The 24,418-nt window shown below is 26.6% G+C and carries 18 protein-coding genes; 15 read left to right on the top strand and 3 right to left on the bottom strand.

The window, feature by feature from the left end; genetic code table 11:
• Positions 1-91 precede the first annotated feature (91 nt).
• From ruvB to ACYQ44_RS04155, 7 genes are read left to right on the top strand one after another with little or no spacing between them, the layout of a single operon-like run.
• Complete coding sequence (ruvB, locus tag ACYQ44_RS04185) at positions 92-1,117, top strand: Holliday junction branch migration DNA helicase RuvB (protein ID WP_459995447.1); 1,026 nt, start codon at positions 92-94, stop codon at positions 1,115-1,117.
• Between the two features lies 1 nt (position 1,118).
• Complete coding sequence (locus ACYQ44_RS04180) at positions 1,119-1,802, top strand: YggS family pyridoxal phosphate-dependent enzyme (RefSeq protein ID WP_459995446.1); 684 nt, start codon at positions 1,119-1,121, stop codon at positions 1,800-1,802.
• Positions 1,803-1,807: 5 nt separating this feature from the next.
• Positions 1,808-2,107, top strand: coding sequence for a YggT family protein (locus ACYQ44_RS04175; RefSeq protein ID WP_459995444.1), 300 nt, complete (start codon positions 1,808-1,810; stop codon positions 2,105-2,107).
• A 4-nt stretch (positions 2,108-2,111) separates the two neighbouring features.
• Positions 2,112-2,939, top strand: a complete 828-nt coding sequence (locus tag ACYQ44_RS04170) for an NAD(+)/NADH kinase (RefSeq protein ID WP_459995443.1) — start codon at positions 2,112-2,114, stop codon at positions 2,937-2,939.
• Complete coding sequence (locus ACYQ44_RS04165) at positions 2,936-3,661, top strand: phosphate signaling complex PhoU family protein (protein WP_459995442.1); 726 nt, start codon at positions 2,936-2,938, stop codon at positions 3,659-3,661. The genes ACYQ44_RS04170 and ACYQ44_RS04165 overlap by 4 nt, the downstream gene beginning before the upstream one ends.
• Positions 3,662-3,664: 3 nt before the next feature.
• On the top strand, positions 3,665-7,114 hold the full coding sequence (locus ACYQ44_RS04160) for an LptF/LptG family permease (RefSeq protein WP_459995441.1): 3,450 nt from the start codon (positions 3,665-3,667) through the stop codon (positions 7,112-7,114).
• Between the two features lie 11 nt (positions 7,115-7,125).
• The gene (locus ACYQ44_RS04155; RefSeq protein ID WP_459995440.1) at positions 7,126-7,791 is read left to right on the top strand and encodes a uracil-DNA glycosylase; all 666 of its coding nucleotides are present in this window, start codon (positions 7,126-7,128) and stop codon (positions 7,789-7,791) included.
• Between the two features lie 38 nt (positions 7,792-7,829).
• Here ACYQ44_RS04155 and ACYQ44_RS04150 read toward each other — a convergent pair whose 3' ends face one another.
• Positions 7,830-9,203, bottom strand: a complete 1,374-nt coding sequence (locus ACYQ44_RS04150; protein ID WP_459995439.1) for an alpha-amylase family glycosyl hydrolase — start codon at positions 9,201-9,203, stop codon at positions 7,830-7,832.
• Positions 9,204-9,332: 129 nt separating this feature from the next.
• Between ACYQ44_RS04150 and ACYQ44_RS04145 the strand changes: the two genes are divergently transcribed.
• The 5 genes from ACYQ44_RS04145 to ACYQ44_RS04125 all read left to right on the top strand — a co-directional run bounded on the left by ACYQ44_RS04145 (position 9,333) and on the right by ACYQ44_RS04125 (position 16,915).
• The gene (locus tag ACYQ44_RS04145) at positions 9,333-10,178 is read left to right on the top strand and encodes a GNAT family N-acetyltransferase (RefSeq protein ID WP_459995438.1); all 846 of its coding nucleotides are present in this window, start codon (positions 9,333-9,335) and stop codon (positions 10,176-10,178) included.
• Between the two features lie 137 nt (positions 10,179-10,315).
• On the top strand, positions 10,316-12,571 hold the full coding sequence (locus ACYQ44_RS04140; RefSeq protein ID WP_459995437.1) for a xanthine dehydrogenase family protein molybdopterin-binding subunit: 2,256 nt from the start codon (positions 10,316-10,318) through the stop codon (positions 12,569-12,571).
• Positions 12,572-12,601: 30 nt separating this feature from the next.
• A complete protein-coding gene (locus ACYQ44_RS04135) occupies positions 12,602-14,017 on the top strand; it encodes a pyridoxal-phosphate dependent enzyme (protein WP_459995436.1) in 1,416 nt (471 codons plus the stop codon).
• Positions 14,014-15,369 (top strand): 8-oxoguanine deaminase, encoded by a 1,356-nt coding sequence (locus ACYQ44_RS04130; protein ID WP_459995434.1) that lies wholly within the window; start codon positions 14,014-14,016, stop codon positions 15,367-15,369. Before ACYQ44_RS04135 ends, ACYQ44_RS04130 begins: the two co-directional genes overlap by 4 nt.
• 160 nt (positions 15,370-15,529) lie before the next feature.
• Positions 15,530-16,915 carry a sensor domain-containing diguanylate cyclase gene (locus ACYQ44_RS04125; RefSeq protein ID WP_459995433.1) on the top strand — a complete coding sequence of 462 codons (1,386 nt, stop codon included), beginning with the start codon at positions 15,530-15,532 and terminating at the stop codon, positions 16,913-16,915.
• A gap of 32 nt (positions 16,916-16,947) precedes the next feature.
• On the opposite strand, the gene ACYQ44_RS04120 is transcribed toward ACYQ44_RS04125, so the two are convergent.
• Both ACYQ44_RS04120 and ACYQ44_RS04115 read right to left on the bottom strand, forming a co-directional pair.
• A complete protein-coding gene (locus ACYQ44_RS04120; RefSeq protein WP_459995431.1) occupies positions 16,948-19,101 on the bottom strand; it encodes a Tex family protein in 2,154 nt (717 codons plus the stop codon).
• Positions 19,102-19,156: 55 nt separating this feature from the next.
• A complete protein-coding gene (locus tag ACYQ44_RS04115) occupies positions 19,157-20,437 on the bottom strand; it encodes a trigger factor (RefSeq protein ID WP_459995428.1) in 1,281 nt (426 codons plus the stop codon).
• Between the two features lie 208 nt (positions 20,438-20,645).
• Here ACYQ44_RS04115 and ACYQ44_RS04110 point away from each other — a divergent pair, with 208 nt between their 5' ends.
• From ACYQ44_RS04110 to purB, 3 genes are read left to right on the top strand one after another with little or no spacing between them, the layout of a single operon-like run.
• Complete coding sequence (locus ACYQ44_RS04110) at positions 20,646-22,301, top strand: GGDEF domain-containing protein (protein ID WP_459995427.1); 1,656 nt, start codon at positions 20,646-20,648, stop codon at positions 22,299-22,301.
• 4 nt (positions 22,302-22,305) lie between these two features.
• Positions 22,306-22,965, top strand: a complete 660-nt coding sequence (locus tag ACYQ44_RS04105) for an MBL fold metallo-hydrolase (protein WP_459995425.1) — start codon at positions 22,306-22,308, stop codon at positions 22,963-22,965.
• The gene (gene purB / locus ACYQ44_RS04100) at positions 22,962-24,257 is read left to right on the top strand and encodes an adenylosuccinate lyase (RefSeq protein ID WP_459995423.1); all 1,296 of its coding nucleotides are present in this window, start codon (positions 22,962-22,964) and stop codon (positions 24,255-24,257) included. Before ACYQ44_RS04105 ends, purB begins: the two co-directional genes overlap by 4 nt.
• The last annotated feature ends 161 nt before the right edge of the window (positions 24,258-24,418 follow it).

The raw sequence follows: 24,418 nt of genomic DNA, 5'->3' as shown, positions 1-24,418 counted from the left end.
TTCAAAATTATTTTAATATAATTATATCAGATAAATAATCATTAATATAACTTTATATGTTATAATAATAAAAGTAGATTGGAGGTATAATATGGACGAAAGACTTTTAGATCCATCAGAAAAAATAGAAGAAAGTACTATAATTAATTTAAGACCCCAACAATTGGATGAATATATAGGTCAAGAAAAAGTAAAGGAGAAACTAAAAATAACAATAGATGCAGCTAAAAAAAGAAAAGAGCCACTAGATCATATATTATTAGCGGGACCTCCTGGTTTAGGTAAAACTACTTTAGCAAATGTTATAGCAAATGAGATGGGGGCGAATATTCAAATAACAAGTGGTCCAGTATTAGAAAGAGCAGGAGATTTAGCTGCAATTTTAACTAATTTGCAAAATGGTGATGTGTTGTTTATTGATGAAATTCATAGGATAAATAGATCTGTAGAAGAAATATTATATTCTGCTATGGAAGATTTTCAATTAGATATTGTAATAGGGAAAGGGCCAGGAGCTAGATCTATTAGAATTGATTTGAATCATTTTACTTTAATAGGTGCTACAACAAGAACAGGTTTAATTGCAGCACCATTGAGAAGTAGATTTGGTATAATAATGGAAATGAATTTTTATCCTCCAGAAGAATTAAAAGAAATAATTATAAGGAGTTCTAAACTACTAAATGTAAAGATAGAAGAAGATGCAGCATTGTTAATTGCAGAAAGATCTAGAGGCACTCCAAGAATAGCTAATAGATTGTTAAAAAGAGTAAGGGATTTTGCTCAAATAAATAATGAAGGTATTATAGACATAAAATCTGCAGAAAAAACAATGACTTTGCTTGAAATAGACACAGAGGGTCTTGATGAAATGGATAGAAGAATTTTAAGAACAATTATAGAATTTTATAAAGGAGGGCCAGTTGGATTAAAAGCATTGGCCGCATCTCTTGGGATAGAAGCAGATAGTATTAGTGAGGTATATGAACCATATTTACTCCAAAAAGGATTTTTAGTTAGGACACATAGAGGGAGAGTAGTTACAGAAAAAGCCTTAAAACATTTAGGATATTCAAAAGATGATAATAGAAAATTATATTCATTATGGGGGAATTAATATGGATTTTATAATAAAAAATCTAAAAGAGATTACAGAAAAAATACATTTTTATGCAGAAAAATATAATAGAGACTATAATAAAATTCTATTAATTGCTGTTTCAAAAACATTCCCTGTTGAATACATAAAAAAAGCATATGAATTTGGAATTAGGGATTTTGCTGAAAATAAAGCACAGGAATTAAGAAAAAAAGCTGGAGAATTAAAAGATTTGGATATTAATTGGCATTTTATAGGAAGAATTCAAACTAATAAGATAAAATATATAGTACCAATAGCAAAATTAATCCATTCTGTGTATAGAGAAAAGGAAATTGCTGAAATTGATAGAATTGCTAAAAAATATAATAAAATTCAAAATATTCTTATAGAAATGAACATTTCTGGCGAAGAAACTAAGGGTGGAATAACTGAAAAAGATTTAAAAGGACTATTAGAAATAGCAAAAAAATATGAAAATGTTAAAGTAATAGGATTAATGACAATGGCACCTTATACAGATAATGAAAATTTAATAAAACAGGTATTTCTACAATTGAAAAGAATAAGAGATGAATATGGATTAAAAGAACTTTCGATGGGTATGAGTAATGATTTTTATTTAGCGATTGAGTGTGGTTCAACAATGTTAAGAATAGGTTCGAATATTTTTGGGAAAAGAAATTATAACAAAGGAGAGTGATAAAAATGTTTATACTTGGAAATCTATTTTATGCTTTAGCAGTAGTTTTAAGAATTGTGATAAATTTCTTTGAGATATCTTTAATAATATCTTCGATTTTTAGTTTTATTTCTTTTAATTATCATCATCCAATTAGGCAATTTTTTGATTCTGTTTCTGACATAATTGAAAAGCCTATAAGAAGATATTTTAATTTTACCTTTGGAATTTTTGATTTTACACCTTTTGTGGCAATTTTATTACTAATATTGTTAGATAATTTTCTAGTTACATCATTATTTGACCTCGCAAGAGTATTGAGGTGATAAAATGAAAGCTATATTATTTTTTAATCCTATTAAAGCCAAAAAACATGAAATAGAAGAAAATTTTTTAGAAATATTTAGAAATAATGATATAGAAATATTAAAAATAATGCCTGCAGGATCTGCTCTAGCAGATAATTCTCTATACACAGAAGCAGATATTTTTATTGTTTTAGGTGGTGATGGTACTGTTTTAAGAGTAGCTGAATTATCTGCAGAAAATTCTGTTCCAATTATTGGTATAAATCTGGGTACTTTAGGATTTTTAACAGCATATGATAGTACTGAAATAGAACAGGCGGCAAAGGATATTGCATCAAATAATTTGCATTACTCAGATAGATTTTTATTGGAATGTTATGTAGGAGGTAAAAAATTAATATCATTAAATGATATAACAGTTCAAAAAAGTCAACCAATAGGAACAGTTGATCTTGAAATATTAATAAAAGGAGAGACTGTTTTAAATTTTTCAGGTGACGGTGTAATACTTTCTACACCAACTGGTTCTACAGGATATGCATTATCTATGGGTGGCCCAATAGTAGATCCTGAATTAAATTTAATAACAATTAATCCATTGGCATCTCATTCGTTAAATATTAGGCCGTTAATTATATCTCCAAACAATTATATTGAAATTAATATAATCCATATAGATGCAGGAAATGCTTATGTTACTGTTGATGGAGATATTGTTCATAGAATAGAAGCGGGTATGGCTGTTGTTGTATCCTCGTCAGAAAAAAAGGTTACATTAGCTCAAAGGAATGATTATTCTTTTTTTAAAGTGTTGACTGGGAAATTAGGCTTTGGAAGGAGAATTTTATGAGAGATTTATTGTCTGAAAAAACACAAAAAGAAGTAATTTCTTATCATAATGAAATATTAAAAATGGGGCGTCTCGTCCAAGGTATGTTTTTAAAATTTAAAGATGCCTTTTTTGAAAAAAATGTAAAATTATCCCAAGAGATAATAAGTCAGGATATGCGAGTTGATTTTGTTGAAGCAAGATTAGAATTTAAATCTATGGAAATATTAGCAATAAACAATTTATATGGCAAATTTTTTAAGATTATATTTTTGGGTAATAAGATTATAGGAATACTTGAAAATATGGCTGATATGTGTGAATTGATGGCAAAGAATAATATTGAATTACTATCTTACCCAAATTCAATAAATCCATATCAATTTGAAGATTTATTTGAAATTTCACAAAATATGTTAGGAGAGGCATTGAAATTATTTTCAAATATCATTGAGATTGATGAGCCATATTATATAAAAGAAGCAATTAATTTAGCGGAATGGATATGTAAAACCGATACAGAAGTAGATAGTTTATATCATGCTTTTAAAAGAAATTTAATAAGTAGAGTAAATAAGGATAATTTTAAATCAATTATGTCAAATATTGAAATATTATCTAATTTAGAGAAACTTTCTGATTTTACTACAAATATAGCAGAATATTCAATATTTATCCTTACAGGAGATAGATATAAATGTATGAAAGAAGGGTTTGATATTTTTTACTCGTTGGAGGAATAGCATATGCAAAAATTAATAAAATATATATCTAAAGAATTTACAGCTCCTTTTTTTATGGGGTTGGTTGGATTTATAGTTTTTGTAAGTGTTGAATTATTATATCAGCTTTCAGATATAATAGTAAGAAATAAAGTAGGAATTGATAAATTATTTTTATTAATAGCGTTTCATATACCTTATTTTGTAGTTATGGGTATTCCTGTTGGAATACTTTTTTCTATATTTTGGGTGCTATCTCGTTTATCTAATGACAATGAGATTATTGCATTGCAATCACTCGGTATTCCATCAAAAAGAATTGTTATCCCTTTCTTAGTTTTGTCTATGATTCTATCTATCACCACCTTTTTTTTATATGATACGATTGTTCCTAAATCTAATATGAAAGCTAAAGAAGCAATCTCTAAATATGTATATAAAAATGTTGAAGCAAATATAGAAATGAATAAATTTGTTGAAGTAGAAAAAAATAAAAAATATCTTTATGTAAGAAGAATAGATAAGGATTCAGGTATATTATATGGAATTTTATTATATGATGTTGACTACTCTAAAACAACAGTATTTCATGCAGAAAAAGCTTTTAAAGATAAAGATAAATGGTATATGGAAAATGGTCGTATATTTAGATTAACTGACAATGGTTTATTAAAACTAGATATAACATTTAAAAAATTAGAATTAGATATATCCAAAAATGTTGAAGAATATTTAAGATTTTCAAAAAGCCCTAATGATATGACTACAAAAGAGTTAAAACATAAAATAGAAATAACACAAAAACTCGGTGGAGATGCTTCTGCATTAATAGTAGGGTATCAGGAAAAATTTTCGAATTCAGTAGCTCCTATTGTTATAGCTTTACTTGGAGTAGCCTTATCACTTTTTATCAATCTTAGAAGTAAGTCGTGGAGTGTAATATCGACTTTTGTTCTCGTGGTTTTATATCAAGGATCAGGAGCTTGGTTAAGTGCTTTAGGAAAAGAAAAGATAATAAATCCATATTTAGCTCCATGGATACCAAATATAATTTTTGGATTGGTAGGTATTATATTGTTTTTATTATTAGACACACGAACAGCATATAAATTAATTGAACCATTAAAAAGAGTATTGGGTGTGATAATTATTCTCGTTTTTATTAATACCAATGGTATTTCAGAAAATGTATATATAGATGCACCTAATATAACAATAGATGGAACAAAGGTTACATTTGAAGGAAGTACAACTATAAATTATAAAGATTCTATAATAAATGCTTCTTACGGTTATGGAATATTAAATGAAGAGAATAAATTGATGAAAGCTAAACTTTTTGGAAATGTAATTTATAATTATAAAAAAAGAACAATAGAAGCATCTTCTATGGAAATAAATTTTGGAAGTGAAGATGTTTTTTTAAATAACACATATTCAATAGAATCGTTTAAAAATAAAGAGAAAAAAAATGTAAATGTTAGAGTATGGTCTGAAACCTCAGAAAAAAAAATGAATGAAGATATTATATTTTCTGAAAAAGTGAAGATGACAACATGTAAGGAATGCATTACATATTATTTTAAGGCATCTCACGTAACAATATATCCAGAAGAGTTTTTAGTAGCTCGTGATGTAACTCTTGAATTTTTTGGAATACCTGTTTTTTATTTTCCTTTTTATTTTCAAAGTCTTTCAGGTGAAAAAGAAGCACCATTTATTGCGGCCTTTGCGTTCAAAGAAGATACTGTGAGAATATCTGTAAAAATAAATCACACATTTCCTAATAAATCAAAATTATCTTTTTCTCAAGAATACTTACGTAATGTGAAAGAGAATACACTTTCTCAAACAATGAGTTATTTATATTCTATACCATTTATATTAGGTACATTGTCTATATCTAATAGCGTTAAAGATAGTACATTTTCTGATCTAAAATTTATTCTATCTAATGAATTAAAAAATTTGAAATTTTCATCTTCGTTATCCCATAATTTTTCATTAAATACAGATACCTTTTCCCTATCTCTTAAAGACATAAAAACCGGTTTAGGTCAATTATCAATCTCTTCTTCTTTTTCATGGAAGGATAGAAAAATTAACAAAGTAAATTTCATGAATCTAACGACATCTGCTTTACAAAAAAAATATAAAAAAACATTTATAAAGCTTAATTCTACACGAATAAATATTACAGGACCAGCAACAAAAATATTTGAATCGTGGGACAAAAAAAATATTTCTATAAATACATCTTTTGATTCTTTAATATATAATAAAAATAGAAAAAATACAATCAAAATTACATATTCATCTATATTTCAAGAAGATAAACTAAAAAATTATAATCTATATATTAAGGATGAAATTTCTGATAAAATATCTCCTTTAAAATTTAACAAAGATATTTTTTCAATGGATTCATCTATTATGCCAGAATTGAAATATAGTTTTAGGAATAATTTTCCAAATCAAGTATATAATTATTGTGCATATGGATTAAAAGCGAATTTTAAAACGAAACTATCTATATTTCAATATGGAGTATCAGATTATAAATATTATAGAGTATTGGTTAATGAACCTAGGTGGGTATCCAATCCGGCTACACATACAAATATTCTTACAGATTTTATGGGAACAGATTTTAATCTAAATATTCTAAAAATGAAAAATAATTTTGATTTAAGATACAATAGAACATTTGATTTTATGAAAAAAAACCCCAAAGATCAATTTATAAATCATTTTTTGACAACAAAATATAATATGTTTTACGGAAACATCAGTTTAGAAAATAATACAAGAACAGATATAGAAAGAGAAGCCTTTAAATTTATAAAAACAAAATTTAATGGATACATAAAATCAAGTATTTTAAAGCATAATTATACATTTGATTTTAACCATCAAAATGAAGAATTGCCAATTGCTATGATAAATAATAAAGATGAAATAACATTTGGGAAAAATAAAATAGAGATAAGCTATGATTATTTTTTAAAAAAAGAAACATTTAAAGAAATGATCCCTCAAATTAAAACAAAATATATATTTTATGATTCAAAAAATGGGAAATATGAAGGCAATTTAAACTTATTTAATGAGTATAAAAATATACATTATGATCTAAAATATAAATCTAATGGTTCTAAACGTTCATTAAATTTAAATGTGGATTATGATATAGAAAATGAATATTTAAAAACAGGAATAGGATATACAACATCCCCAAAATATGATTGGGCAAAGGTGTCATTTATATATGATATGAAAAACAATGTATGGAATTTTACACAATTTGAAATAAATAAACAAATAATTTGTTGGTCCTTTTATTTTAAAGGTGATTTAAAACTTTTACCTGAGTTTTCTTTAAAACAGTTTGAAATCAAATTTTTTATTACTGATATTCCAGAAAAATCATTCGGATATACAGAAGAAAAAGGTGTTGATATTAATATTTTTTAAGGAGGAATAACATGTCTAAAATTGATGATTTGAAGTTAATAGGTGAAAAAATAAAGCAGTGTGATAATTGCTCGTTAAGTCTATCAAGAACAAATGTTGTTATAGGTGAAGGGAATGTGGAATCGCCTATAATGTTTGTTGGTGAAGGTCCAGGAGCAAACGAAGATTTACAAGGAAGACCTTTTGTAGGACGTGCAGGAAATTTACTCGATAAATTATTAAAAGATGTAGCAAAAGTTGAGAGAAATAATTTCTATATAACAAATGTTGTAAAATGTAGGCCTCCAAAAAACAGAGTTCCGACTACAGATGAAATGGAAAAATGTAGTCACTTTTTAATAGCCCAAATTTCTGTAATAAAACCAAAAATAATAGTAGCTTTAGGCTCTACAGCATTAAATTACTTTCTAAAACAGGTTGTCCCTATAACCAAACATAGAGGACGATTTAAAGAATGGTATGGAGGAATATATATATTCCCAACTTTCCATCCAAGTTATTTATTAAGGAATAGGAGCGAAAAAGAAGGTTCGCCGCTATTTTACGCAAAATTAGATATGCAAGCAATTGGATATATGTATAATCAATTAAAAACAAATCCAAATGTGGATTTAAAAAAGTTAATTGAAAAAACAGAAAAGGGCATTATATCTGCTGAAAATAAGATAAAAAAATAGTTTCAGGTATTCCTGAAACTATTTTTAATCTTATAAATTTAAAGTCTTTTATAAGCAGAATAGGTTTTATACTCTTTTTGTTTCATATAAAAAATTCCAAATGAATTAGCTGGAATAATTCCTTTTACACTCCCCATTTCAATGTATAATTCATTTTCACTAAAGTGATCACTTAAATGCATAGCATCTAATAATAAAGATTCTTCAAGATATAGTTGTATTTCTTTATCATTATTTGTTGGGTTTATTATAATTAAATTTCCATCTTTTATACTTTTATATTTTCTATAATAAGATAATATATTTTCATCGTTGGATATTACTTCATAATATTTTCCTTTTTTTAATGCTTCTGAATTTTTAAATAAGTTGATAAGCTTTTTATAGAAATTTAATGTTTCATTGTCTTCATCAACTTTTTCCCATTCCATTACCCCTCTACAAAATGGATCATGTTCTCCTTCCATGCCAATTTCTTCGCCATAGTATATTAGAGGACTTCCAGGTAATGTAAATTGCATTGCTACTGCTAATTTCCATTTGTTTCCAAAGATATTTTTTATTCTAGCTGAGTCGTGAGAGGATAACATATTCCATGATTTTAATATTTTTAAACCACTTTCAGAAATCACTTTTTTTAGAATTTGTGAAGCTATATATGGCTTTAAAGATCCATTTAACATATTTTTTATTATTACAGTATAATAATAATTCATTATACCATCCATAACCTGAATCCAATCCTTAGGATATGCCCATACTTCACCTATAATATCATGATTACCTAATGATTTTATATGTTTAACAATATCTTCTAAAATATCGAATCCTAGATCATATGCGCAATCTAACCTCCAATGATCAACGCCGAGTTTCGTCCACTTTTTCATTGCCGAGTTTTCATTTTGCCATAATAGTTTTTGTAAATCTTTATTTTCTAAATTTAACTCTACCAATGATTTATGATCTCTCCAATATGTAAAATCTCCATTTTCTCGTCTGAAATAATTTTTTTCTTTCTTATTATTTAAAGCATTTTTAAACCAGTCGCTTTCATTACTCATATGATTTAAAGCAATATCAAGACATAATTCAATATTATTTTGATGAAGTTTTTTTATCAAGCTTATTAAATCATTTTCATCACCAAGTATTGGATCTATTTTAAAATAGTCTTTTGCATCATATCGGTGATTACTGTTAGATGCAAAAATAGGAGTTAAATATAAGAAATCTATATTTAACTCTTTTAAATAGTGTATTTTTTCTTCAATACCTTTTAAATCACCGCCATACATTGTATGAGGAGTATAATTATTAATGGAGATAGGAGTATTCCAATTAACATTTCCTCTGTTATAATATGAATAAAACCTATCAGGAAAAATTTGATATCCGATTTTTGCTTCCATATGACACCTCATTTCTTAAAGGTTGTAGAAAATCAGTAATATTCTATCATAATATGAAAAAAATTTCAATAAATAGATTTAATTATTAGTAATTAATAAAAATAATAAAAATATGCGGAGGGATTAATGATGATTAGAAAAGCAAAGAAAAGTGATAAAGAAGATATAATTGAAATATCAAAATATTCATGGGAAAATGATTATATTCCCGTAGTTTTTGATGAATGGATAGAGGATAAAAATAGTAATTTTTATGTTATTGAAGAAAATAAAAAAGTTATTGGTTGTGGAAGAATGAAAGAATTAAAAACAGGAATCTTCTGGCTTGAGGGGTTAAGAGTTCATAAAGATTATAGAAATCGTGGATATGGAAAAAAAATATCTGAATTTTTTTTAAAATTAGCTGAAGAAAAAAAATATAAAAGATTGATGTTTTCTACATATATAGATAATGTTGAAAGTCGTCATGTTATGGAAAGTTACGGGTTTAAGCTATTTTTGAAGTATAAATGGTTATATTTCAAAAATAATAATAATCCATATACAAATTCAAATTATTTTGAAGTAGCAAAAGATTTTGAGGAAATAAAAAGATGTATTTTTAATTCAAAAGAATACTATTCTTCTAAAGGGTTTATATCTTTTGATTGGATATTTGTGGAATTAGATGAAAATCTATTGAAAGTTCTCTTTGAAAGGAATGAAATATACGTATATAAAGAAAATGGAAAAATAGAGTCTTTGATTATTTTAAGTGATTACATGCAAAAATTTGATACTTTATTTATCTCTTTCATATATAATGATTATGAGAAAGCTATAGATTTTGCAATAAATAAATTTTTAAAAACAGAAAAATTATATTTGTCATATATGAAACCAGAGAATTTATTTAATAAAGATAATATCTTAAAAAAAGGATTTACAGAAGATGATTCTAAAGATAATAATGTATTTTTATATGTTCTCGAATAAAAGTGATTTGACGGCGTTATTTTTATTTAAACTTAAAAAGGAATTCTTTTCTTTTTAAAACGAGTTATTAAAAAAAGACTAAAATAAGGTAAAATTTAAAATAGAATTTATCTTCAATCAATAATTGGGGGGGTACGATGAATATAATTGGAAAGATAACAAAAAGGGTAGAAGGAAAAGAAAAAGCTTATGGTGAATCCAAATATACACCTGATTTATATATGGATAGGATGTTATATGCTGGTGTAGTATATGCGAACATTCCTCATGCTATATTAAAAAGTATAGAAACATCAGAAGCTGAAAAAGTTCCTGGAATCGTTAAAGTAGCAACATATAAGGATGTTCCCGGGACAAACAAATTTGGCGTTGTAACAAAAGATATGTGGTTTTTAATTCCTGTTGGTGAAAAAATCAGATTTGAACACGATGTTATAGCTTTAATAGCTGGTGAAACAAAAGAAGCTGTTGAAGAAGCTATTTCTAAGGTTAAATTTGAAGTTGAAGAATTAACTCCTGTTCTGACTATAGAAGATGCGATAAAAAATGAAATCAAGGTGAATAACCCTGAAACAAATATAGCATTTCATAAAAAAATAAGGCGTGGTGAAATTGATAAAGTTTTTGAAAATGCTGATTTAATAATTGAAAGAGATTTTAAAACAGATTATCAAGAACAAGCATATTTAGAAACACAAGGGGCAATAGCTGATTTTGATGGTGAAATTATGAGAATTTATGCATCGATGCAATGCCCGTTTTATGTTCAGGAAGATGTTTCTGAAATTTTGAATATACCATTTAATAAAGTTGATGTTATTCAAATGGAAACAGGTGGAGGATTTGGTGGTAAAGAAGATGTTCCTTCTTACATTGCTTCAAAAGCGGCTTTGTTATCCTATTTAACAAAACACCCAGTAAAATTAATATATGAAAGAGAACATGATATAAAAGAAACAAGTAAAAGACATCCTTCAAAATCACATTATAAGGTTGCATTTAAGAAAGATGGAACATTATTAGGCGTTCAAACAGAAGTATTTCTTGATATGGGAGCATATTCTACATTATCGCCGATAGTTATGTATCGAACGTTAACTCACGCTGCAGGTGCATATAAGGTTTCAAATGTACATGTTGATGTATATGGAGTATATACAAATAAAGTTCCTTGCGGGGCATTTAGAGGATTTGGCTCTCCACAAGTGTTATTTGCAATTGAATCTGTAATGGATGAAGCAGCTGAAAAGTTAGGAATAGATCCATGGGAAATTCGGTATAAAAATGCATTAGAAATAGGGGATGAAACATCAACAGGTCATAAATTAGAAATTTCTGTTGGTGCTAAAAAAACTTTGGAAAATATAAAAAAGATATCAAAATATGAAGATCTGAAAAAAGAAGTTGAAAATTTCAATAAATCAAATAAAATAAAAAAGCGTGGTTTAGGTTGGTCTCATATTATATATGGCGTTAGTCTAGGTGCTGGAGGACAACATTTAGATGCTTCAAATTCTGAAGTACATGTATTTCCTGATGGAACAGTGAATGTAATGTTTGGTGGAACGGAAATAGGTCAAGGTGCAAAAACAGCAGTATCAATGATAGTTTCAGAAGTTTTAGGTCAAAAACTAGAAAAAATACATGTACTACAAACAGACACATTTATTGTTCAAGACAGTGGTCCAACAGTAGCCTCAAGAACTACCGTGTTTAGTGGAAATGCTGCTAAAGATGCGGCAGAAAAAATCAAAAAAAATATAATAGAATTTTTATGTAATGAGTTTAATGTAAATGAAAATGAAATACATATAGAATTAGGGAAGTACACAATAAAAGGTAAAGAATATTCTTTTGAAGAAATAGCAAAGATGGCAAATGATGCTAATGTAAAGCTTAATGAATCAGGTTGGTTTAAGTCTCCTAAATTGCATTTTGATATGGAAAATGGTGTAGGAGAAGCATATATAACATATACCTATTCAACACAGTTATCTCTTGTTGAAGTCGATACATTAACTGGAAAAATAGATGTTAAAAAGATGTGGATATCCCATGATATAGGTAAAGCTATTAATTACGATGGAGTTATTGGACAGATTCAAGGTGGTGCTGTTCAAGGTATGGGACATGCTATAATGGAAGAAATAAAACAAAAAGATGGAAAAATTATTACAGATAATTTTAATAATTATGTAATTCCAACAATAAAAGATATTCCTGAAATTGTACCAGATGTTGTTGAAGAAGAATTCCCATATGGTCCATTTGGTGCAAAAGGAATCGGAGAACCTTCTTTGATGAGTTCTCCACCATCAATAGCAAATGCAGTATCTAATGCTATTAAAAAGAGGATAACAAAAATACCAATATCTATAGAAGATATTATATAAAAATATACTAAATATTAGGGGGGGTATAGAATGAAAAGAGTGCCAATAGTAGGTCCAACTTATGAGGAAATGTTACATCCAGAAAAAATCGATCCTGAGATCAGACAAAGAGCAATAGAAATGAAAGAAAAAGATCCACTTCATCCAATTAATTTATTTAATATATCTTGGAAGGATGAAAACAATGAAATTAGATATTTTGTTATGCCTAAGGAATTAACAGGTGTTGAAGCAAATATAATCGTATTATACGCAAAAGATTTCCCATCTGGTAGTCATAAGGTTGGAGCAACATATTCTGTTTTAATGGAAAAAACTATAACTCATGAAGTAGATCCTTCAATTCATAAATTAGTTTGGCCATCTACAGGTAATTATGGTATAGGTGGGGCATTTGTAAGTTCAAGAATGAATTATGATTCTCTTGTATTATTACCAGAAGAGATGAGTCAAGAAAGATTTGATATTATAAGAAAATATGGATCAGATGTTATTCCAACTCCTGGTTGTGAATCTAATGTAAAAGAAATTTATGATAAATCTAAAGAATTGTATGAATCCGACCCAGAACATATCAGAATTTTAAACCAATTCGAAGCATTTGCAAATTATAGATTTCATTATTATGTAACAGGAAATACAATGATAGAAGCAGTAAAAAGATATCATATCGGTAATGAAAGAGTTGCTGCAATTGTATTAGGAGTGGGTTCAGCTGGAACTATCGCTAGCGGAGATAGAGTAAAACAAGAATTCCCTGAGACTAAAGTTGTAGCTATGGAACCAGTTCAATGTCCTACTATATCATTAAATGGTTATGGGGGACATGATATACAGGGAATAGGCGATAAACATGTTACATGGATTCACAATGTAATGAATAATGATGCTGTTGTATTAGTTGACGATATAGATAGTAAAAAAATGCTTCAAGTATTAACAGATGAAGAAGGTAAAAAATTTTTAAAAGAATTTGTTGACCCTGAAATGGTTGATTATATTTCTGATAAATTTGGTATTTCTGGTGTTGCTAATGTTATTGGAGCAATAAAAATGGCTAAATTTTATAATTTAAAATCTGATGATAACATTTTTGTTGTTGCAACAGATAATATTGATAGATATCATTCAGTAATGGAACAAATGACAAAAACATACGGAAAACTAGATAGAGCTGAAGCAAAATCCAGAGTAGAAAGAATATTCTTATACCAAGAAACTTCTGGAATATTTGAAGGGGATAAATATAACAGAGAAAGATGGCATAATTTAAAATATTATACATGGATAGAACAACAAGGTAAAACTTTAGAAGAGTTAAATGCACAAAAAGAACAAGCATATTGGGAAGAACATCAAAAGAAAGTAAAAGAAATGGATAAATTATTAGAACAATACAGAGAAGAACATAAAGCTACTTTAAGAAAGGTGTGGCTCGACGAATGAGAAAATTATTTAAAAATATCTCATATCTTGCTACTTTTGATGATAAAGATACTGAAATTGAAAATGCATATATACTTATAGAAAACAATGTAATAAAAGATATAGGCAGTGGAAATTTTGATGAAGAAGTAGATGAAATAATCGATTGTAAAGACATGCTTATAATGCCTGGATTTGTTAATACGCATCATCATTTATATCAATCATTAACACGAAATGTAAAAGGAGCACAAAATGCAAAATTATTCGACTGGTTAGTGTTTTTATATGAACGATGGAAAAACATTGACAGAGAGGGCTTTTACATTAGTTCAATTATAGCAAATTACGAAATGATGAAAACAGGAGTAACTACAACAACAGATCACCTTTATTTATATCCATACGGATTAAATGAAGCTATAGATGCTGAAATTGAAGGAGCTATAAAAACAGGCATTAGATTTCATCCCACACGTGGCAGCATGTCTATGAGTAAAAAAGATGGTGGATTACCACCAGATAGTGTTGTTCAAACAGAAAAAGAAATAATAAAGGAAAGTATTCGCGTTATAGAAAAATACCATAATCCAGATAAATATTCTATGTTAAGGATAGCATTAGCTCCATGTTCCCCATTTTCTGTTACAGCAGACTTAATGAAGGAAACTGTAAAAATAGCAAATGACTATAATGTTCTTATGCATACTCATGTTGCTGAAACCTTGGATGAAGAAGAATACTGCCTTGAAAGGTTTGGAAAACGCCCTGTAGATTATATGGAAGAATTGGGTTGGTTGAATCCAAAAGCATGGTTTGCGCATCTTGTATGGCTGAACGACTCTGATATAGATAAATTAGCAAAAAATGATGTAGGTATGGCTCATTGCCCCTCTTCAAATATGAGATTAGGTTCAGGAATTGCACCTGTAACAGAAATGAAAGATAAGATCAGAATAGGTATTGCTGTAGATGGAAGCGCAAGTAATGATACTAATAATATGATAGCAGAAGTTAGAAACGCTTTATTATTACAAAGAGTAAAATACGGAGCCGATGCATTAACAGTAAGAGAAGCATTAAAAATGGGAACTATGGGCGGAGCTAGAGTTTTAAGAATGGATGATTATATAGGAAGCTTAGAGATAGGAAAAGCTGCAGATTTTATAGGTTTTAACCTTAATAGACTTGAATTTGCTGGAGGTCTTGATGATCCACTTGGAGCAGTGTTAATGTGTGATGGAAAACAAGTAGATTTAAATGTAATAAATGGCGAAATAAAAATTAAAAATGGCAATATTTTAGATGAAGACTTACCAAAACTTATAGAAAAACATAATGAAATATCTAGAAAGGTTATAAACAGCATATAGAAAATCCCAAAATCCCCTTTTTGGGGATTTTTTTAATTTAGTATATTTATTATTGTTAACAACAAAAAATATGTAAAAACTATTAAAATTTACTATAATTTAAAAATAAAGTAATAATTAATTTTTATTATTATATGATATATCTATTACAGGGGGAAATATGAAAGAAAATTTAAAAAATATTATTTTTGAAAAATATTTTGAAAATGGAAATATTGGAATGTTAATAGTAAAACATAATAAAATAGAGTATATAAATAACTCTTTTATAGAGTTAATGAAAATTTTTGATCTTGATTTAAGAGGTGTAACTCCACTGGATTTGTATTATAATTATGAAGTTTTTTTAGAAAAATATCCTGATTTAATAGAATTAAAAGATATAATAGATTATATAAAAATATTTCAAAATTCTAATTCTAATATGTCTTTTAAATCATTAAAAAATTTGAAGGGTAAATATTTAGAATTTGATATTGAAGGAATTATAGTAGATAATGAAAAACATTATTTAATATCAATTTCTGATATAACAAATGAAATAAAACTATTAAATTATAAGTATCTTGAAATCTCAAGGAAAATAAGTGAGATTAGTTTTAAAGAATTATCTCAAAATAATGTTGATAGTAAAAAAATATTTGAAAAAATATATAAAGTATTAAAAGAATATGATATTATTGAAGAAATGGCTATTGCAACTTTGAAAAATAAAAATAAAATTTATTTTGAATTTGGAATTATTGATGAAATAGATATAACAGGTAATGAGATGTTAAGAAGTGATAAATCATTGATTTCATATATCATAGATACTCATAAAAAAATTTATATTTTAAATTCATTAAATTATGAATTGCCGGATGGATATAAGATATATCATATTGGATCTAAGCCCAAACCATATAGTGTTTATGGAGTCCCACTAGTAGATGAAAAAAATATAGTATATGGTGCGATATTGTATGAAAGGCCTAAATCTAATAAGTTTGCGAAGTTAGAAATTACACTACTAAATGAAATAACTTATGCAATTCAATCCGTGATAAAATTCAAAGATTTATATAAAAAGCTATATTATGAAAAGGAAAAGTATTATGAAATCTCAATAAAGGATCATCTCACAAAGGCCTATAATAGGGTATTTATGGAAGAATACTTAAAAAAAGCTTATGATAAAATAAAAAGGTATGATGAAAATATCGTAATATGCTTTATAGATATAGACGATTTTAAGACTATTAATGATAGATATGGTCATGATTATGGCGATATGTGTTTAACAATGTTTTCTGAAGTTGTATTTAATAATATTAGGAAATCAGATGTTTTTTCAAGATATGGTGGCGATGAATTTATTATCGTTTTTCCAAATACAACTATTAAAGAAGCAGAGGTTATAATGGAGAGAATTAGAAAACTTTTGAAAATATCTGAAATTAAATTAGAGATATCATATGGATTAAAGGTTATTGATAAAACTAAATCGTTAAAGGAAAATTTAAAAGAAGTTGATAATTTGATGTATAAAATGAAAAATAAATGAATGCCAAGTCTTTACTCGGCATTCATTTATTTTTATGATCTAAGTTTTAAATTTATTCTTTTTAAATCTTTATCTATATCAAGTATTTCTACAGTTACTATTTGATTAATGCTCAAAATTTCTGAAGGATGCCGTATGAATTTTTCAGAAACGTTGGATTTATGGATTAAACCATTTTCTTTGATACCAAGATCTACAAAAGCCCCAAAATCTGTAATATTAGTTACTCTTCCCTGTAAAATCATACCAACTTTCAAATCATCAAAAGTTAAAATATCTTCATATAATAATGGTTGTGGAAGTTCATCTCTTAAATCTCTACCAGGCTTTTGTAATTCCGAAATTATATCCTTTAATGTAAATTCCCCAATATCAAGCTTATCTGATAATTCTTTTATTTTTTCATTAGTCATAAATTCATTCAATTTTGTTCTAATTAAATTTAATTTTTCATCATTTAAAATATCTTCTTTTTTAAACCCTAGAAATCTTAAGAGCTCTTCTGCTCTTTCATAACTTTCAGGATGAATTCCAGTAATCTCTAATGGATTATCACCATCAAATATTCTCAAGAAACCTGCCGCTTGTTCAAAGGCCTTAGGACCAAATCCTTTTACTTTTAATAAATCCTCTCTGGATTTAAAAGGTCCATTTTCTTCACGATATTTCACTATATTCTCTGCAAGTTTTGGAGTAATACCTGAAATATATTGTAATAATGCTGATGATGCTGTATTTAGATTTACTCCTACAAGGTTTACAACATGTTCAACAGTATTTTCTAATTTTTCTTTTAATAATTTTTGGTTCATATCATGCTGATATTGACCTACTCCAAGCGATTTTGGGTCTATTTTTACAAATTCTGCTAAAGGGTCTTGTATTCTTCTACCAATACTAATTGCACCTCTAACAGTAACATCTAAATCAGGAAATTCTTTGACAGCCAATTTAGAAGCAGAATATACTGAGGCGCCGGACTCATCAGCAAATAAGTATTTTAAGTTTAAATTATGCTTTTTTATAACATCAACAATAAATTTTTGCGTTTCTCTTGAAGCAGTTCCATTCCCTATAACTATAAGATTTAAGTTGTATTTGTTTATCAAATCTAAAACAATTTTTTCTGCATTCTCAAAATCATTTTGAGGAGGGACTGGGTAAATAGTATTATTTTCAAGAAATTTTCCAGATTCATCTAATGCAACTACTTTACACCCAGTTCTATATCCAGGGTCTATTGCCAAAACTTTTTTATTTTTTAAAGGCGGGGTGAGTAATAACTCTTTTAAATTTTTAGAAAATAATTCTATAGATTGTTCTTCGGCTTTTTGAGTTAAAATATTTCTTACTTCATTTGAAATAGACGGGAATAACATATTTTTAAATCCGTAATCTAATCCTTCTTTTATAACTTTATTATTTTCTGGAAATTTAGTTAAATAAAAATCGTATAATTTCCCTATATATTTTTCTTCAATAGTCAATTTAACATTTAAAACCCCTTCTTTTTCTCCTCTATTTATAGATAATATTCTATAATTTGGTATTTTTGAAATTTCTTGTGAAAATTCATGATACATATCATATTTTGTTTTTTCTTCGATAAACTTTTTCTTTTTTGAACTTTCAATTTTTCCGTGTTTTAATAAATCATCTCTTAAAGTTTTTCTTATATTTTCATTATGTGCAAAATATTGACCCAAAATATATTTTACACCATCTAAAACTTCTTCAACTGTTTTAACTTTATCATTAATAAATTTTTTCGCTTCTTCTTCAATATTATCAATTTTTTGAAGAAGTAATTTTTGGGCCAATGGTTCTAAACCATTTTCAATAGCAATATCTGCTTTTGTTTTTTTTCTTTTTTTATATGGCAAATATAAATCTTCAACTTCACTCAATTTCATCGAATTTAAAATTTTGTTTTTCAGTTCTTCAGTTAATTTCCCTTGTTCTTCGATAGCTTTTATAACGCTATTTTTTCTTTTTTCTAATTCGGTATAATATTGATATAGTTCAGCAACCCTTCTTACATCTTCTTCAGTTAAGTTACCAGTAACCTCTTTTCTATATCTGCTTATAAAAGGAATAGTGTTTCCATTATTTAATAATTCAACCGTATTTTTTATTTGCCAGTCTTTAACTTTTATGTCTTTAGAAATCACATATATAATATTCATAAAATCACCTCTGAAATTCTATTTAGAGAAAAAAACAGGGAACAAGTCCCTGTTATTAATTTTCTTCTTTGTTTTCCTCTTTTTGTTTTTCCTCAAAATTTTCAACTTCAATTATTTTTATGTTTTTTGAAATATGTTCAGCTACTTTCTTACTCAAAATATCCCACATTAAATTTCCTAATATTTCTGCGTTTGAATAAATAATTTCTCTAGCTTTATCATGTGGAATTCTATACATATGAGCAAATGAATGAATAGCTTCGCTTAATTCTTTTTCTTCTACTTTGAGATTATTTTCTTCAGCAATTTTGTTTATTATGGTCATTTCTTTTATCGATCTTAAAGCCTGTTCTTTTAATTCTTTTAAGTAATTTTCTTCGCTACCATGTTTTTCAATTTCTTCATCATACTTTCCACTTTGTTTTACTCTTTCCAACGTTTTTTCAACAAAATCATCAATTGTTTCATCAGCTACATCAATTTCAACATATTTATGTAGTTCCGCTAATACATAATTTTTAATATAATCATCTTTCCAAACTTTAAAGGATTCAACTCCTTCTTTAGATAATTTTTCTTTTAATTCTAATACAGAATTTACTTCTGCATCTAATGTCTTTGCGATTTCATCAGTTAATTCTGGAACAATTCTTTTGTATACACCTTCAACGGTTATTTGATATAAATATTTTTTATCTTCAAATTCTCTATTTATTTCTACATAATCACCTTTTCTTTTTCCGATTAAATCAGTAACCATAGGTCTTTGATCTTCTTCATACAATACATATTCGCTTTCTTTATCTTTAAATAATTCTTTTCCTTCTTCATTTAAAACAGTGTATTTAACTTTTACTAAATCTCCAATTTCAGCAGGTTCTTCTTTTTCTTCTAAAATAGGATTTTCTTCTAATAATTCCTTTATTCTATCTTCTACAAATTTTTCAACAATTTCTTTTTCTGTAGGGATTTCAACTTTTAATTCCTCAAATTTTGTTGAAATAACTTCAGGATGTTCATGAATTAAAACTTCAATTTCAGCATAATTTGTATCTAAAGCAAATGATTCTATATATGGACCAAATAAAACTTTTTCATCTTTAAATTCATTTTCTACTTTTTCAATTAATATTTCTCTAACCATTTCTACAAAATCTTCACCAAATTTTATTTTCATAACATTTTTTGGAACTTTACCTTTTCTAAAACCGTGAAATGTGTATCTTTGATTCAATTCTCTAACTATTTGATCTTCAGCTTTTGTAATATCATTTTTATCGAATTTTACAAGATACCTTTTTACATTCTTTTCTTCTGATAATAATTCTTTTTGCACTTTCAACACTCCTTTTTTAGAATTTATTTCTAAGTTATATTATACAGTTAATTTACTTTAATACTGTTAAAATTAGGTCAAAAAAGGATTTCGGAGACGTAATATCTTTTATAATTTTTTGATAATTAGTTATGTTTCTAAATATATAAATGATTTTAAATTTAATTAAAATTATTGTATAATAAAAAGGGGATGGAGGTGATGTAGGGTGAAAAAGAAAAATTTAAAAACCTTATTATTTAATAGAGTGCTTGTAATTATGTCATTTTTAATACTTATACTGATATTATCAGTTATTTTATCAACTAGTATATTATTTAAAAATATTTATCAATCAACTATAGATAATGCAATTATATTTACTAATAGAATTTTCAATGAAGGATTAACGAATTTTGATTATGTTAGTAATCAAGCCAATATCGTTGTTGAAGAATTATTGGACAAAATTTATAAAATTTATTCAAAAAATGATTTTTTAAGAGAGTATGAAAAAATAAAAATAGAATACTTAAAACCTGGATATATTAATGATATTAATTATTATATAATAAATAGTAGTGGCGAGATCAAAGAGACAGATTATTTAAGCGATTTGGGAATAAATTTATCTCAAAGAATTCCTAAATATTGGGAAAAATTAAATAAAATACTTAAAGAAAAAGGTGAATATATTGAAAATCTATCTTTTGAAATAAAAACCAATAATCCAAGAATTTATGGGTATAAATTATTAGACAACGGAAATATATTAGAAATAGGGCTCCTTTTAAATGAAAATTCATTTTTTAATGTATTTAGAAAGATCCAATCTTTAAAATTTAATTTTGTAGACGGAATATATACATATAATATATCTTTTGTTCCTTTTTCACCACAATTTCCATTATTAACCGAAAATGAAAAAAAAATATTTAATCAATTAGACTTCTTTAAAGGAAATATTAAGGAATATAATATTGTAGAACAATCTAACGGCAGAAAAGCTTATATTTATTTAAAGTGGCAACCAGAGAAAAAATATGAATTTTCAGTATTGACAAAAATAGAAATAAATTTTTCTGAATATATATCTTTAAGAAATTTTATTTTTATTATTATAGTAATTTTAATAAGTATATTCCTTTTTGTTTTCTCATTATATCTTAAGAGAAGTGCCGATGAGGTAGAAAGACCTTTGTTAAAGCTAATTGAAGATATTGAAAAAGGAAAAATGGTTGAAGTAGAATCAGGGGTAATTGAAATAGATACACTAATAAAATATTATTCACATATGGTTTCGAATTTAATTGATAAAATTCAAGAAGAAAGTAATGAACTCATGAATTTGAAAACAAAGTTTGAAATGGTTGAAAAAGAGAAAGAAGTCTTATTTGATATGGCCTTAAAAGATAATTTAACTAAATTATTTAATAAAAAAGGTGCAGAAAGTATACTTCAAAAACTTATAGCTGAAGGAGAAAAATTTACTATAATTTATATTAATATAGATAATTATAATAATGTTTTAAAAAAGAATGGTGAAAAAATAGCAAATGATATGATAATAAATTTAGTTGATATAATTAAGAAAACAGTTAGAGACAGAGATTTTATTTTTAGAATAAGTGAAGATAAATTTCTTATAGTATTAAGATATATTGATCTCGGAATATCTCAAAGGGTTTTAAAAAGGATCGTTGATTTTGTAAAGAAATTTAATATTACGTCTGATAAAGAATATAAAATTTCTATTAGTTATGGATTATTAGAATATAAAAATCAAACTATCGAAGAAATATTTATAGAAGCCAGAAATAGAATGGAAGAAATGAAAAGAAAAAAAATAGAATTATTGAAAAAAATAAAAGAGAATTTAAAGTGAAATAATGCAAGCTGAATTAATATATCACGAAAAAGGAATGCAAATATATAAAAAGGTTCTACCACTTTTAGAAGTTAATACATACATTTTAACTTATAAAAATACAATTATCATTGTAGATCCAGGTATTGGTATCAACAAAGAATTAGAAAGATTTAATTATCTTAATTATGAATATAAAGGAATTCTTTTGACACATACTCATTATGATCATATTGTGGGATTAAGAGAATTAAAAAATTTTCAAATAATGATATTAGAAGAGGATAAAAAGGGATTAAGTGATGTATCATTGAACTTAAGTTATATGTTTGGAGAAAATTTTGAAATAAATACTTATATTAATGAACTGTATGAAGGATATTATAATTATGGTGATGTGAAATTTATGATCAAAAATTTTCCAGGGCATACACCAGGATCTGCAATTTATGATTTTGGAAATTTTATTTTTACAGGAGATTTTATATTTTTTAAAAACATAGGGAGAACTGATTTACCTTTTGGAGACAATAAAAAAATGATAGATTCATTAAAAAAGTTTGATAAATATATTTTGAGTAAAGAAAAAAACACCTTAATATTACCAGGTCACATGGAAATATGTACTTTAAATGATCTTAAAAAATACAATATATTTTTAAAATTTGGAGGGAAAAAATGATAGAGCGTTATTCATTATCTCCAATGAAAGAAATTTGGAGTGAAGAGGAAAAATACAAACGATGGTTAGAAATTGAATTATCAGTAATAGAAGCATTCGAAGAAAAGGGCTTAGCTCCTAAGGGTACTGCTGAAAAAATAAAACAGCATGCAGAAATTGATGTGGAAAAAATTTTGGAAATCGAACACGTTGTAGATCATGATGTAATTGCTTTTATTAAATCTATTACAGACAACATGGGAGATGAAGCAAGATACTTTCACAAAGGTTTAACATCTTCAGATATCGTTGACACTGCATGGTCTTTAGGGCTAAAAAGAGCAGGAAATTTAATATTAAAAGAACTAAAAAAACTAGGTGAAATATTAAAAGAAAAAGCTATAAAATATAAATATACATATACAGTTGGAAGGTCACATGGTGTTCATGCCGAACCTACATCTTTTGGTTTAAAAATGCTATCATATCTTGCCGAACTAGAAAGAAACATAAATAGGTTAGAATTATCTATTGAAAATATTTCTTTTGGTAAATTAAGTGGAGCAGTAGGGAATTATGCAAATATAGATCCTGAAATAGAAAAAATCGCATTAGATAAATTAGGTTTAAACCCAGAAAAAGTTGCGACGCAAATTGTACCAAGAGATAGACACGCAGAATTTTTATCTTCATTAGCTCTTTTAGGAGCTGGCATTGAAAGAATTGCTGTAGAAATAAGACATTTACAAAAAACAGAAGTATTAGAAGCTCAAGAGCCATTTAAAAAAGGTCAAAGAGGTTCATCAGCAATGCCACATAAGAAAAATCCAATTTTATGTGAAAGATTAACAGGTATGGCGAGAATGTTGCGAAGCTATACTGTTGCTGGTTATGAAAATATAGCCTTATGGCATGAAAGAGATATATCTCATTCTTCTGTAGAAAGAGTATTTTTGCCAGATGCAACATTAATAGCATTTTATATGATTAAAAAAGCTCAATACTTAATAAGTAATTTAATTGTTAATGAAGATAAAATGAGAGAAACATTTGATAGATCATATAATCTTGTTTATTCACAAAGAGTTTTGTTATCATTAATAGATAAAGGTCTTAGCAGGGAAGAAAGCTATAAATTTGTTCAAAAATATGCATTAAAAGCATGGGAAGAAAGAAAAGACTTTAAAAAATTATTATGGGAAAATAGTAGAATAAAAGAGTTATTTAGGTCTGAAGAATTTGATGAAATATTTACTCCTGATTATTATTTAAGAAATATTGATGCAATATATGAAAGATTCAATTTAAAATGAAAAAAGTAAATTTAGAATTGAACAAAATAAAAAGTAAAATCCCCGTTTTCGGGGATTTTTAGGTAGTATAATAAAAAGTGTATAAAATAAAAAAGTGAAGGAGTTAGAAATTTAAAAAAGTGAAAAATAAGGGGAAAATAATTTGTGGGGGGATAACAATA

Source organism: Marinitoga arctica, assembly GCF_054657315.1.
This window is presented reverse-complemented; position numbering and strand designations above follow the sequence as displayed.

Excerpts from the sequence above, each read along its gene's own strand:
- ACYQ44_RS04130 (WP_459995434.1), top strand. The coding sequence starts at position 14,014 with ATGAGAAAATTATTTAAAAATATCTCATATCTTGCTACTTTTGATGAT.
- ACYQ44_RS04175 (WP_459995444.1), top strand. The coding sequence starts at position 1,808 with ATGTTTATACTTGGAAATCTATTTTATGCTTTAGCAGTAGTTTTAAGA.
- ACYQ44_RS04135 (WP_459995436.1), top strand. The coding sequence starts at position 12,602 with ATGAAAAGAGTGCCAATAGTAGGTCCAACTTATGAGGAAATGTTACAT.
- ACYQ44_RS04170 (WP_459995443.1), top strand. The coding sequence starts at position 2,112 with ATGAAAGCTATATTATTTTTTAATCCTATTAAAGCCAAAAAACATGAA.
- ACYQ44_RS04180 (WP_459995446.1), top strand. The coding sequence starts at position 1,119 with ATGGATTTTATAATAAAAAATCTAAAAGAGATTACAGAAAAAATACAT.
- ACYQ44_RS04150 (WP_459995439.1), bottom strand. The coding sequence starts at position 9,203 with ATGGAAGCAAAAATCGGATATCAAATTTTTCCTGATAGGTTTTATTCA.
- ACYQ44_RS04140 (WP_459995437.1), top strand. The coding sequence starts at position 10,316 with ATGAATATAATTGGAAAGATAACAAAAAGGGTAGAAGGAAAAGAAAAA.
- ACYQ44_RS04165 (WP_459995442.1), top strand. The coding sequence starts at position 2,936 with ATGAGAGATTTATTGTCTGAAAAAACACAAAAAGAAGTAATTTCTTAT.
- ruvB (WP_459995447.1), top strand. The coding sequence starts at position 92 with ATGGACGAAAGACTTTTAGATCCATCAGAAAAAATAGAAGAAAGTACT.
- ACYQ44_RS04120 (WP_459995431.1), bottom strand. The coding sequence starts at position 19,101 with ATGAATATTATATATGTGATTTCTAAAGACATAAAAGTTAAAGACTGG.
- ACYQ44_RS04105 (WP_459995425.1), top strand. The coding sequence starts at position 22,306 with ATGCAAGCTGAATTAATATATCACGAAAAAGGAATGCAAATATATAAA.
- purB (WP_459995423.1), top strand. The coding sequence starts at position 22,962 with ATGATAGAGCGTTATTCATTATCTCCAATGAAAGAAATTTGGAGTGAA.
- ACYQ44_RS04125 (WP_459995433.1), top strand. The coding sequence starts at position 15,530 with ATGAAAGAAAATTTAAAAAATATTATTTTTGAAAAATATTTTGAAAAT.
- ACYQ44_RS04160 (WP_459995441.1), top strand. The coding sequence starts at position 3,665 with ATGCAAAAATTAATAAAATATATATCTAAAGAATTTACAGCTCCTTTT.
- ACYQ44_RS04145 (WP_459995438.1), top strand. The coding sequence starts at position 9,333 with ATGATTAGAAAAGCAAAGAAAAGTGATAAAGAAGATATAATTGAAATA.
- ACYQ44_RS04155 (WP_459995440.1), top strand. The coding sequence starts at position 7,126 with ATGTCTAAAATTGATGATTTGAAGTTAATAGGTGAAAAAATAAAGCAG.